Below are 11,949 nucleotides of genomic sequence, written 5' to 3' on the forward strand. Positions count from 1 at the left end.
ACCTCGTTCCATATGCAACCAAGTGCATACTCACCAAAGTCTTGTACTGTTTTGTCCCTCTCGCTCGAATAGGCTCGCGATCATGAGCGCAGAGTCGACAAGTACGCAGGCGGAACCGCCCGCAGGGATAGGCGCCGCGGCAACCAAGAGTCAGGTGGTTGCGTGGGGGCTGTGGGACTGGGGATCGGCCGCATTCAACGCGGTGATCTTGACCTTCGTCTTCTCCGTCTACCTCACCGATGCGGTTGGCGACGATCTGCCCGGCTCGGTATCGGCAACAACGTGGCTCAGTTGGGCGCTGGGAATCGCCGGCTTCTTCATCGCGATTCTGGCTCCGATCACCGGGCAACGGTTCGACGCGTCCGGCAAGCGTAAACAGTCACTCGCGATCCTCACCGGCATCACCGTCCTGTCGATGGCCGGGTTGTACTTCGTCCAGGACAACTATCGGTATCTGTGGCTGGGGCTGGTACTCCTCGCCATCGGTTCGGTGATCTTCGAACTCGCCGGAGTTCCCTACAACGCCATGATGCGGCAGGTGTCGACGCCGGAGAATCTGGGCCGGGTTTCCGGGTTCGGCTGGGCTATGGGTTATTTCGGCGGAATTGTTCTGTTGCTGCTCTGCTACTTCGGGTTCATCGTCGGTGACGGCGACACGCGGGGTTTCCTGGGGTTGACCACCGACGGCGGCCTGAACATCCGGATGGTGGCTCTGCTTGCGGCCGTGTGGTTTGCCATTTTCGCAATCCCGGTATTTTTCAAGGTGCCCGAGTTGCCTACGCCCGACGCAGATCCGGGCGCGGCCAAGGCTGGGTTTCTCGATTCCTACCGCGTGCTGTGGCGCGACTTGCGCGAACTGTGGATCGTCGACCGTCGCACTATCTGGTACTTGATTGCGAGCGCACTGTTCCGCGACGGCCTCGCCGGGGTGTTCACTTTCGGTGCTGTCCTTGCAGTGAACGTGTACGGCATCAGTGCGGCGGACGTTTTGTTGTTCGGCGTTGCAGCCAATGTCATTTCGGCTATCGGTGCCTTGGTGGCCGGGCGATTCGACGACCGGATCGGGCCCAAGCAGGTCATCACCGTATCGCTCGCGTCGATGATCGTGGTCGGTGCGATCTTGATCGCGGTGTCCGGGCCGGTGATGTTCTGGATCTTCGGACTTGCGCTGTGCCTGTTCGTCGGGCCGGCGCAATCGTCTGCTCGAACGTTCCTGGCGCGCATCACTCCGCCCGGACGCGAAGGTCAGCTTTTCGGTCTGTATGCAACCACAGGCCGAGCAGTGTCGTTTCTGGCGCCGACACTGTTCGGCCTGTTCGCGTGGATGTTCGGTGCCGACCGCGCCGGCATCGTCGGGCTGCTGGTAGTTCTCGCCGTGGGCCTCGCTGCCCTGTCACTGGTCAAGGCGCCCGAAGGTGACAGTGCGGAGGTTGTCAGTCCTTGAAGTAGACCAATTGATGCGTGGTGGCGAGCAATTCGCCGTCGGCGCTCCACAGTTCGGCGGACTGATCGAAGTACCCGTTACCGAAACGCTGGGTGCGCGCGGTCCCGAGGATGGAGCGATCGGACTGCCGGGACAACGCCGCAGCGTCGGCGTGGAAGTAGATCGTCAGCGAGACGGTTCCGGCGGGGGCCATCTTTCCGCGGCGCAGGAATATTCGCGGGAAGAACACGTCGCACAACGAGGTCAGCGAGAAGAAATCAAGCGCGCGGGGCGGGCTGTCGCGAACCCAGAGGGTCGAGACGGAGTCGGGATGTTCGCCGGATTCCAAGTCGGGGATTGCGCCCTCGACAAACCGCATTTCGTAGTTCTGGGCCCAGGCGATGAACTCGGGGAACGGTTGTGCGGGAACATCTTCTGCAGCCGGTACCGCCGGCATCTCGATCTCCGTGGAATCCCAGGTCTCGCGGCGCAGGCCGAACACCGCTGTTGCGGTAGTCGCGACGGTGCCGTTCTGAGCGAGTTCGATCCACCAATGCTGCGTCGTGCGGTTGGTGCGCACCGGGCGCGCAGTGATCTCGAACGGGCCTTCGGCAATCGGGCCCGCAAAATTGACCGTCAGCGACAGCGGTTCACCTAGGCACTCGGGGTGCCGCTGAACCGAGGCCAGCAACGTGGCCGAGGTGATTCCGCCGAACGGGCCGACCATGTTGTTGTAGGCGGCACTTGTGTGCCCAGTCGAGAGACCTGGCGTAATGGATTCCAGGTCGAGGGCGGCATCAAACGGATGCGGGGGTGCAACGGTTGTGGTCACGACAAGCTCCTGACGGTGAAATCGACGTATGTATGACAACATACATAGAACCTCAGGTGTGGGGCGGATCAGGCTCCCGCTCGCCGGATTATTGCGTCCGCCAGTTCTCCGGCACGTTCCTCGGGTATCCAGTGACTACCGCCCTCCAAAACCACAAATTCGTACGGCGCATCCACAAATTCACCGCATCGTTCCGCTCCGGCGCGCCCGAGTGCGCTGTCGCCCGTACTCCAGACGTACGTCGTCGGAACCGTGGTGGGAGCTAGGTCGCCGAAATCGCGAGTCATAGCGCGATACCAGTTCAATGCGCCGGTCAATGCCCCGTCGCCGCTGAGGATTCGAATATGTTCGTCGGCGAATTCGGGATCGATCTGGCCGTCGAACATCGCACGCAATCGGCGGAAGTTGTCCTCCGACAACACCTTTTCCGCCTTCCCTTCCTGACGAAGCAGTCGGATGTACGACGAACGCTCCTTTTGATCCTCGTCTTCGCGCAGCGCCCAACCGAAGGCGGTGGGGTGTGGAACAGATATCGCAGTCAGGCTGCGAATCCGGTGAGGATGCCGCCCGGCAACCTGCCACGCCACCGCGGATCCCCAGTCGTGACCGACAAGGTGAGCGTCAGGCAAACCGAGGGCGTCGAGCAGGCCGACGGTATCGGCAACAAGGTGTTCGATGCGGTACGCGTCGACGCCGGCGGGCCGGGCATCGGGAGAGTATCCCCGTTGGTGCGGTGCGATGACGCGAAACCCGGCGGCAGTCAGTAGGGGAGTCACCTTGCCCCACGACGCGGCGCTTTCGGGAAATCCGTGGAGCGCGAGTAAGGGAATGCCGTCGTCAGGGCCGGAAATCAGGACGTCGAAGGTCAGGTCGCCGACAGGAATCCGAAACGTATTCGTGGATGACATGCTGCCACCGTACGAGGGAAATCGGGATCGGCACCACACTTCGGGCTGAATCGACGACCGCCGGTTATCTCAGCAGGCGATACCCTTGAGGGTGGGTGTGCGAAAGGTAAAGCACATGTGGTTAATCCGGGTAGATGACTGATGGTCGACGAGGAACCGCTCCGCACAAGTCGCGACGTGGTCAACTCGATCGCGGAAGAGTTGGGTGCCGCGGGATTCGGCGCTGCTGAAGTAGTCGGACGCGGCGGGTTCGGTGTTGTGTACAGGTGTTCGCAGTCCGAGCTCGACCGAACGGTGGCGGTGAAGGTTCTCACCACCGACCTCGATGACGTGAACGTGGCACGGTTTCTGCGCGAACAGCGGGCGATGGGCCGGCTCACCGGCCACCCGAACATCGTCAATGTTCTTCACGTCGGGGTCACCGACAGCGGCCGCCCCTATTTGGTGATGCCCTATTGCACGCAGGGTTCACTCGAGGCGCGAATTCGCCGACTTGGTCCGCTTGAGTCGGAGGAAATCCTCCGGCTGGGGGTGAAGATGGCGGGTGCGCTCGAGACTGCTCACGTGTTCGGGATCGTGCACCGCGACATCAAACCGGCGAACATCCTTTTCACCGATTACGGAGAACCGGCCCTCGCCGATTTCGGAATCTCGCGTGTGTCCGGCGGCTTTCAGACCGCTACGGGATCCGTGGCCGGATCGCCGGCATTTACTGCGCCGGAGGTACTCGGCGGGGCCAAATCAGGCACAGCGTCCGACATCTACGGACTCGGAGCAACATTGTTCTGTGCGCTCACCGGACACGCAGCCTTCGAGCGACTGAGCGGTGAGCAGGTGGTGGCCCAGTTTTTGCGCGTGACCACACAACCGGTACCGGACTTGCGCGAGAGCGGGGTCGATGACGATATTTCCGAGTTGGTGGAACGGACGATGTCCCGCGATCCAGAACAACGGCCGACCGCGGCCGCTGTGGGCGAGGAACTTCGGCAGTTGCAACGCAACCACAACGTGCCTGTCGACGAGATGGCGCTGCTCGCTGAGGCAGGGCAAGGTCATGCCGATTCGTCATCACCGATCCCGAGGCATTCCGCTCCGGCGCGGCGGGGAAACACCGGTGGTCTTCCCTTGGAGCTGACCAGCTTCGTAGGTCGCCGCAAGGAAGTATCAGAGCTCAAGAGCCTGCTGTCGGCGGCTCGTCTGGTGACGTTGACCGGGGTTGGAGGCGTGGGCAAGACGCGTCTCGCGTTGCGGGTCGCGTCGACCGTCCGGAAGGACTTCTCGGATGGAGTGCGGCTGATCGAGTTGGGTGAAGTACACGACGCATCCCTGACGGAGAGTGTCGTTGCGTCCGCGCTGGGCGTGCGGGATCAACCGGCGCGGCCGGTGCAGGACGTCCTGATCGACTTCCTTCATGCTCGGGACCTGCTCCTTGTCCTCGACAATTGTGAGCATGTGGTCGAGGGAGTGGCCGAGTTGGTCGACCCGCTGATCCAGGCGTGCCCCGGCCTGCGGATTCTTGCGACCAGTCGCGAACCATTGGGAGTCATAGGGGAACGGGTACGGCTGCTCTCCCCACTCACGATTCCTGCACCGGATATGACGCCGTCGCTGCGGACTGCGCTCCGATATGACGCGGTGACACTGTTCGCGGAACGCGCCGCAGTCACCGTTGAGGGATTCGAAGTCACCGAAGACAACGCGGCGACGCTGGCACAGATCTGTACCCGGCTCGACGGGTTGCCGTTGGCAATCGAGTTGGCGGCGGCCAGATTACCTGCGATGTCGCCCGATCAGATCTTGCAGCGTCTGACCGACCGTTTCGCGCTGTTGACCCGTGGCAGCCGTGGAACACCGAGCAGACAGCGGACGCTGTGGTGGAGCGTCGACTGGAGCTACGAGTTGTGCACACCATCCGAACAACAACTGTGGGCCAGGTTGTCGGTGTTTGCCGGGACATTCGGGCTCGACGCCGCAGAGAGTATCTGTGGCGACGATCAGCCGGCAGGCGCTTTGCTCGACTCGTTGTCATCGCTCGTGGACAAGTCGATCCTGATCCGAGAGGAACAGGGGTCAGTGGTGCGGTTGCGACTGCTCGAGACATTGCGAGAGTACGGCCGTGAGAAGCTGCAGCAACTGGGTGAATCGCTGAAACTACGTCGGCGGCACAGTGATTGGTACGAGCAATGGGCGCTCGATGCGGAAGGGGATTGGATCAGCTCCCGTCAGCTCGAGTGGCTTGGTCGACTCGAACGAGAACAAGCCAACTTGCGGGAGGCGCTGGAATTCTGCGCGCGTGGCGACCAGGCGGCGGCCGATGCCGGGTTACGTATGGCTGCCGCGATGTTCCACATCACGAGTTCGCAAGGTATGCACGGCCAGGAGCGGGGGTGGTTCGACCAACTCCTTGCCAAGCATTCCGGGCGGCCGACCGCCGGGCGAATCAAAGGGCTCTACGCTGCCGCCATGTGTGCAGCGATGGCGGGAGATATGCAGGCAGCGAACGACCACGTCGAACAGGTCAGAGCTCTCTCGGGGATGATCGACGATCCGGTGATCGCTGCTCGCATCCCACTTGCAGAAGGGATGTTGGCACTGTTCAGCGGTGACGCGGCCCGCGCCCGCGCCAGCCTGGAGACGACCTTGGGCATGTTCAACCCCGATGACGATCTCACTGTGCATGTCGGTGCATTGCATTCACTCGGGCTAGCCTGCGATTTGCTCGGTGACGCCGCCCAGGCCATCCACTGCTACGAGCGCGTTCTGGAAATCACCGCGGCCCGAGGCGAATTGATCTTCCGCACGTACACGTTGTGGACAATGGCCATAGCGGTGTGGCACCAGGGTGAACAGGTTCGGGCGACGGAGTTGCTCGAACAAGCACTGCGACTGGCAAGTCTGACGAACAATTCGCTGTCGATCGCCCTGTGTCTAGAAGTGCTCGCTTGGATCGAAGCCGAGAAAAGGATCTTTCAGCGTGCCGCGGTTTTGATGGGTGCGGCAGAGAAACTAGCTCAATTCGGTGGCATCTCGGTCTTGTTTCCCGACCTGCTCCGTTATCGCGAGGAGTCCGAGCGGGCGGCTCGGAGTGTGTTGGGTGAGAGGGCTTTCGGGTCGGCCAGCACGCGAGGTCGGCAGATGCGGTTCGACGCCGCGGTCGCGTATGCGCTGGGAGAGCAGCCCCCTGACTCTGCCCCGGCCAGCGGAGGTGCATCCGAACTCACCAAACGGGAGCAACAGGTCGCCGATCTGGTCGCGCAAGGGCTGACCAACAAAGAGATCGCCACCAAGCTGGTGATTTCGCACCGCACCGCACAAGGGCACGTCGAGCATGTTCTCGCAAAACTCGGATTCAACACGCGCGCTCAAGTCGCGGCATGGGTGGTAGAACAGACGCAAGGCGAAACGGATTGACAGCGCAGCTCCTGCAGCCACATTCGGGCGTACCGAGTCATTGTGGCACGATATGCCACAATGGGGGGTGTGGATGCATCCGACCAATCCAAGCTTTCCTTGACGGAACGCCGCAAAGAGACGACCAGGCTGGAGATCTCTCATCGTGCTGCTGAATTGTTCAGCGACGCACAAGCCGAATCTGTCACTGCCGACTCGATCGCCAAGGCATCGGGAGTCGGCTTGCGCACGTTCTATCGCTACTTCCGTACGAAAGAGGATGCAATCGCGCCGTTGCTGGAGAACGGGGTCGGGGATTGGTTGAATTTGATCGAATCAACCCCTGCCTCAGTATCTATCGGCGTCACACTCGAGCAAGCGGCTCGTCGTTCTTTCACCGAGCTCCGGACGTCTACGGAGAATGTCGCCCTGGTGCGACGCCTTCTCCGCGTAGTGGTCCATGACCCGGCACTTCTCAATGTATGGCTGCGGGTAGTGAACGACACCGAGATCAAGTTGATATCGGTGCTGGAAACCCGGATGCGCCCTGGCACTGATCCCCTCGAGATTCAGCTGTTTGCGGTTGCAGCGAATACCGCTCAGCGAATGGCAATTTCAGCGTGGGTGCACGGCGCCGAACCGGAATCCGCTGAAAATGAGCCGGTAGATATCGCCGTGAGATGTCTCCGTATACTCACCGCGGGATTGGACACGGATGCACACGCATGATGTGGCGTGATTTCAGGTGGATGGCCGTTCACAACTCGACAAGATCGCCGATGAAACATGTGGAAGGCCAGGCGCCGACCGCTGCCGGCATCGAGCGCAATGTTCGCACCCGCCTGCCGAACTCGGGGGATCGCGCACCGAACTGACCCACCGCTTGCCAAATCGCTGTTGCGGTCGTCAGTAACGGCACCGCGCTCTGGTGATCAAGTCGCAGGCGACTTGAAGGTCCACAAATAGACACTGCTGCAACAGCTTTCCCGATAGGTCCGATCGGGGTGGCCATGCAGTTCAATCCTGCGACTGTGACACCGGATTCATAAGCAAGTCCGAAGTCTCGAATGCGCTCGATATCGTCGCGTATCGACTGTGGCAGATCTCGCTCGGCGGAAGCGTTTTCGCTGTACGCCAGGAGTGCGCGTCCGAGGGCGGTTTCGTGCGCGGCCATCCGACCTCCGACCCGAGTGGGCACGGCTGCCGCATGTAGGCCGCCGATTTTCCCCAGATACACCACGTCGGTGCCGTCAAGGACGCCCAGATGGACGACCATGCCGCTGATTCTGTGCAGTTCGCTCAGTAGTGGCATTGCTGCCGCGTACAGTCGATTCTGCTGCACCACAGTCGATCCCAACTCGAAGAGTCTCATACCAAGCTCGTACTCACGACCGACCTTCCGTAACCATCGTTTGGCAACCAGTTGATCGAGCATTCGATGCACGGATGAGCGAGGAAGTCCTACGTGTGCGACAACTTGGCGAAGTGTCAGGCGTCCGGAGTCTTCGAACGCATCCAGGATCGTCGACATTCGACCGAACACGGCGATCGGCGCATCCGGCGCCTCCAGGTTGTCAATTATCACGGTCTTCTCCTCAAGAAACAGCTTCATCCCCGCGCCTCGGTGGGCGAAACTAGTATGGCACGTTGTGTCACTCTGGCATAGAGTGCTGTCGGTTTGATTCAGCTCCGGGGTTGCGATGACGCCACAACTCTTGCTCGCGCAGCCAGATTGCGGGGCAGTCATATGGCCCGCACCCATACCCGTTTCACGATGACCGAGGCAACTTGTGTATTTGCTCGTCCTGCACCGTCAGATTCATGATTGCCCTGTAGGCGTCGGGTAGCGGGTTTCCGCACATCCCGTCAACGGGAAAAGCGACCCTCACCGCGTTTCCCTCCGCGTTGACCAGCCACACGACAGGAGTGGGAATGGTTGCTGCGGTGGGGCATTCGCCGAACCAAGGCCGTTTGGCCGAAGGGCGATCAAGTTCCTCGACTACTGCAGTGAGGTTGCCGATCCTGCTGGTCTGGCGCACAACCGCGTAGCCGTGGTCGGCGGTGTACTCCATGAATTCGCACACCACTGCCGACGTCGGATGGAAATCGTTGGGAATCGTTCCCGGGGGCGGCAACGGATCTACCGACGGCTCCGGTGAGAGCACCGGCACCGGGATCAGCGACGAAAGCACAGCGGGTGCCAGGCAGGTGGGCTGTCCGATCACTACTCCTTGCGGTGCTGGTGCCGGATTTCGTCGTTCGTCGAGCAGGCCGAAGACCAGGATTCCCCCAGCCAAGAGACCTCCACAGGTTCCTGCCGCTATGAACCACGTGCGCAATCGCCGCATGGCTCACACTATCGAGTATGAGGGGATCGACGATACGAACAGCGGGAGTCATCGGAGGCGGTATCGGGGGCCTGGCAACGGCGCTAGCGCTCGCGAACGCAGGCTGGACGGTCACGGTGTTCGAGAAAGCTCCGGTCCTTACCGAGGTGGGTGCCGGAATCACTTTGTGGCCGAACGCACTCGCCGCACTGGATCACCTCGGAATTGGCGATGACATTCGGAGCAGAGCCGCACCAGGCTGGGTAGGTGGGATACGCAACCGCCAGGGTCGGTGGTTGCTGCGTACCAATGCGGAGAGGTTCCGTACGTTGCACGGCAACTTCGTGGCCATGCACCGCGCCGATCTGGTCGATGTTCTCCGCACAGCACTTCCGGAGTCGGTGACCTTACGACTCGGCGGCGCAGTCACCGCGATTGAAGTGGGTGGTGGGATTCGGTGTGGTGCTCGCACCGAAGATTTCGATCTGATCGTCGGCGCGGATGGAATAGACAGTCTCACGCGACGAGCAGTGTTCCCTGAGTATCCGGCTCCGCGGCCGCTGGGAATTCGCGCGTGGAGGTGGATTGTCGACGACGTCGATCTCGTCGATGTCGGTGTTGTCGAGGTCGGGGGGATCCTCGGTGCAGGAGGAGAATTCGGCATCGTTCCGCTGGGGAACGGGCGGTTGTACGTTTTTGCTGCCGCCCGACTGTCGAAGGAAGAACCGGACCCGTCGCTGGATGCTTTTCTGCACTGGCCGGATCCCGTTCCTCAACTCATCTCCGCAGTTGCACGGCAGATGATTCTTCGGCACGACATCAGAGATCTTCCAGCGTTGCCGTCGTTCGTTCGAGAAAGCGTTGTGCTCGTTGGTGACGCCGCGCATGCGATGGGGCCGCATCTCGGTCAAGGTGCATGTCAGGCTCTCGAGGACGCTGTCACGCTGGGCGCTCATGCTCATGATGTGGCTACCTATGATTACCTTCGCACCAAGAGGACCCATCGCCTTCAAAAACGCTCGCGCCGGTCCGCCCGAATAATCCTCACGCGAGGTGCCGGCACTACGCTCGTTCGAGACTTCGCACTGCGAGCGCTCCCGTCCGAGTTGTTTCTTCGGGGGATGGGATCGAACTTCAGCACTCGAAACATGATGTAGTTCTTCGAGTCCTAGGAACGAGAAGGATCCCAGGTAGCCATACCCAGAATGATCAGTCGTAGTTGCTTCTCGGCCCGCGCGATCACGACGTCTTCGCTGGGATAACCCGGTGCGTCGGCGTCGAGGAGTGCAACGACGGCAGTGAACATCGCGCCGACGATCAGGTCGGCGGCAATCTCAAGATCATCGTGTCGCCACTTTTCCAGGCCCGCCATTCGCGAGAGGTCGACGGTGAGTTCGCTGACAAACAATCGCATCTCGGTACTGATGGCGCGTCGTATCTCGCTGATGCCGCCGTAGCGTTCGCGGCACAGGAAGCGAAACTCTCGCTCGTGTGAATGAACCTGGCGGACAAGAATATCGAGTGAGGTTCCGGCATTCTTGGGACTGGGGTCGCGTCTGGCATCACGCAACATTTGCCGAAGCATGCGCATGCTCTCCTCGACCAGGACGACACCGAGGTCTTCCATCGACGCGAAGTGGCGGTAGAAGGCCGTGGGAACGATGCCCGCTTCGCGGGCCACTTCGCGGAGGCTGATGCCGGCAAAACTACGGTCGGTAAGGAGATCCATCGCAGTGTCGAGCAGCGCTTGGCGTGTGCGCTCCTTCTTGGCGGCGCGATTTTCCGGCTCAGCCTTGGTCACGATGTACGAGTGTAGGTACCGGCACGGCGGACTCCTTCTGTGGATCGCGTAACCCACGTCACAATCATCTTGACATATACCTGTGTGCACCTGTCACACTATTATCAGTGAACATTTGTACACTGAAATTATGCAACCTGGAAGGAGTGGCTGACAATGGCATCGAACTCCAAGACTCTTGCCCGCCGCGGGCTGGCCCTGATCGAAGCCATGGCTGCTCCGCATCAGATCGACCGGTATCTCGAACTCGTCAATCCCATGGCGACGGTGCGCGATATTCGCGCGCAGGTCGTATCGGTCGACCATCCGACTGCTGATTCAGTGACATTGACGCTGCGACCGACGCGCCAGTGGCGCGGATTCTCTGCCGGACAGTTCGTCCAGGTAGGTGTCGTGATCGACGGGGTGCGTCACACTCGTTGTTATTCACCCGCCGGTTCTGCGTCCAGCCGCGACGGGCTTATCGAACTCACCGTGAAAGCTCATCCAGGCGGTCTGGTGTCGCAGTATCTGAATGCGCATGCCGAACCGGGACTTGTGGTCAGCTTGTCGCAGGCCGACGGCGTTTTCATGCTTCCAAACACTAAGCCCTCCCACATCCTCCTGATCAGCGGCGGCAGCGGAATCACCCCCGTGATGTCGATGCTGCGCACCCTCGTCGACGACGGACACACCGGCGAGATCGTGTTCCTGCATTACGTGAACACCAAGAAAGATGTGTCGTATCTCGACGCGTTGACGGCCATCGCCGAGCAATATCGGAATGTAGAACTGGTACTGGTGTACACCGAATCCGGTGGGGGAGACCTCGACGGTTTCTTCGACAATACGCACCTGAGTGCAGTGGCGCCCTGGATCGCTGATCCGGAAACGGCTGATGCACAGGCGTACCTCTGCGGACCACCCGGACTGATGCACGGTGTGCGTGAAGTTTTTCGTGAATTCGAGGTAGAGCATCTGCTCCACACGGAGGAGTTTGCGCCCGCAGCCGCGGAACCTGGCGAGGCCGGCGGCGAAGTGCTGTTCACCAAAAGCGGAGTGGCAGCAGAAAACTCGGGCGAGACACTCCTCGAGCAGGCCGAAGCGGCTGGGTTGAGCCCCGAATACGGTTGCCGTATGGGCATCTGCTTCTCCTGCACCTCGGTCAAGAAACTCGGCCGCACCCGCAACGTTCGCACCGGTGAGACCGACGACGAACCCGACAAGAAGATCCAACTCTGCGTCAGTGCGCCCGTCGGCGATGTCACCGTAGAAATCTAAGCGCACCG

The 11,949-nt window shown here is 61.0% G+C and carries 10 protein-coding genes; 5 read left to right on the plus strand and 5 right to left on the minus strand.

Annotated features, from left to right (window positions below):
• The first annotated feature begins 82 nt into the window (after nt 1–82).
• The gene (locus FFI94_RS09830) at nt 83–1,444 is read left to right on the plus strand and encodes an MFS transporter (protein WP_138872793.1); all 1,362 of its coding nucleotides are present in this window, start codon (nt 83–85) and stop codon (nt 1,442–1,444) included.
• Here FFI94_RS09830 and FFI94_RS09835 read toward each other — a convergent pair.
• Both FFI94_RS09835 and FFI94_RS09840 read right to left on the minus strand, forming a co-directional pair.
• Nucleotides 1,434–2,255, minus strand: coding sequence for an acyl-CoA thioesterase II (locus FFI94_RS09835; RefSeq protein ID WP_138872794.1), 822 nt, complete (start codon nt 2,253–2,255; stop codon nt 1,434–1,436). The two genes, FFI94_RS09830 and FFI94_RS09835, sit on opposite strands and share 11 nt — an antisense overlap.
• A 68-nt stretch (nt 2,256–2,323) precedes the next feature.
• The gene (locus FFI94_RS09840; RefSeq protein ID WP_138872795.1) at nt 2,324–3,163 is read right to left on the minus strand and encodes an alpha/beta fold hydrolase; all 840 of its coding nucleotides are present in this window, start codon (nt 3,161–3,163) and stop codon (nt 2,324–2,326) included.
• A gap of 141 nt (nt 3,164–3,304) precedes the next feature.
• Between FFI94_RS09840 and FFI94_RS09845 the strand changes: the two genes are divergently transcribed.
• Nucleotides 3,305–6,574 (plus strand): protein kinase domain-containing protein, encoded by a 3,270-nt coding sequence (locus FFI94_RS09845; RefSeq protein WP_138872796.1) that lies wholly within the window; start codon nt 3,305–3,307, stop codon nt 6,572–6,574.
• A gap of 69 nt (nt 6,575–6,643) precedes the next feature.
• Nucleotides 6,644–7,282: a TetR family transcriptional regulator gene (locus FFI94_RS09850; RefSeq protein WP_260683973.1), complete on the plus strand. Its 639-nt coding sequence runs from the start codon at nt 6,644–6,646 to the stop codon at nt 7,280–7,282.
• Nucleotides 7,283–7,310: 28 nt separating this feature from the next.
• Here the strand turns inward: FFI94_RS09850 and FFI94_RS09855 are convergent, their stop codons facing one another.
• Nucleotides 7,311–8,138 (minus strand): IclR family transcriptional regulator, encoded by an 828-nt coding sequence (locus tag FFI94_RS09855; protein ID WP_260683974.1) that lies wholly within the window; start codon nt 8,136–8,138, stop codon nt 7,311–7,313.
• A gap of 184 nt (nt 8,139–8,322) precedes the next feature.
• The gene (locus FFI94_RS09860; RefSeq protein WP_138872799.1) at nt 8,323–8,850 is read right to left on the minus strand and encodes a hypothetical protein; all 528 of its coding nucleotides are present in this window, start codon (nt 8,848–8,850) and stop codon (nt 8,323–8,325) included.
• A gap of 68 nt (nt 8,851–8,918) precedes the next feature.
• Here FFI94_RS09860 and FFI94_RS09865 point away from each other — a divergent pair, with 68 nt between their 5' ends.
• The gene (locus FFI94_RS09865; protein ID WP_138872800.1) at nt 8,919–10,037 is read left to right on the plus strand and encodes an FAD-dependent monooxygenase; all 1,119 of its coding nucleotides are present in this window, start codon (nt 8,919–8,921) and stop codon (nt 10,035–10,037) included.
• 11 nt (nt 10,038–10,048) lie between these two features.
• Here FFI94_RS09865 and FFI94_RS09870 read toward each other — a convergent pair whose 3' ends face one another.
• On the minus strand, nt 10,049–10,681 hold the full coding sequence (locus FFI94_RS09870) for a TetR family transcriptional regulator (RefSeq protein ID WP_260683975.1): 633 nt from the start codon (nt 10,679–10,681) through the stop codon (nt 10,049–10,051).
• 156 nt (nt 10,682–10,837) lie between these two features.
• On the opposite strand from FFI94_RS09870, the gene FFI94_RS09875 reads away from it, so the two are divergent.
• Complete coding sequence (locus FFI94_RS09875) at nt 10,838–11,941, plus strand: ferredoxin reductase (protein ID WP_138872801.1); 1,104 nt, start codon at nt 10,838–10,840, stop codon at nt 11,939–11,941.
• The last annotated feature ends 8 nt before the right edge of the window (nt 11,942–11,949 follow it).

Origin of the sequence: Rhodococcus sp. KBS0724, from assembly GCF_005938745.2 — a bacterium.
Classification (GTDB): Bacteria; Actinomycetota; Actinomycetes; order Mycobacteriales; family Mycobacteriaceae; genus Rhodococcus_F.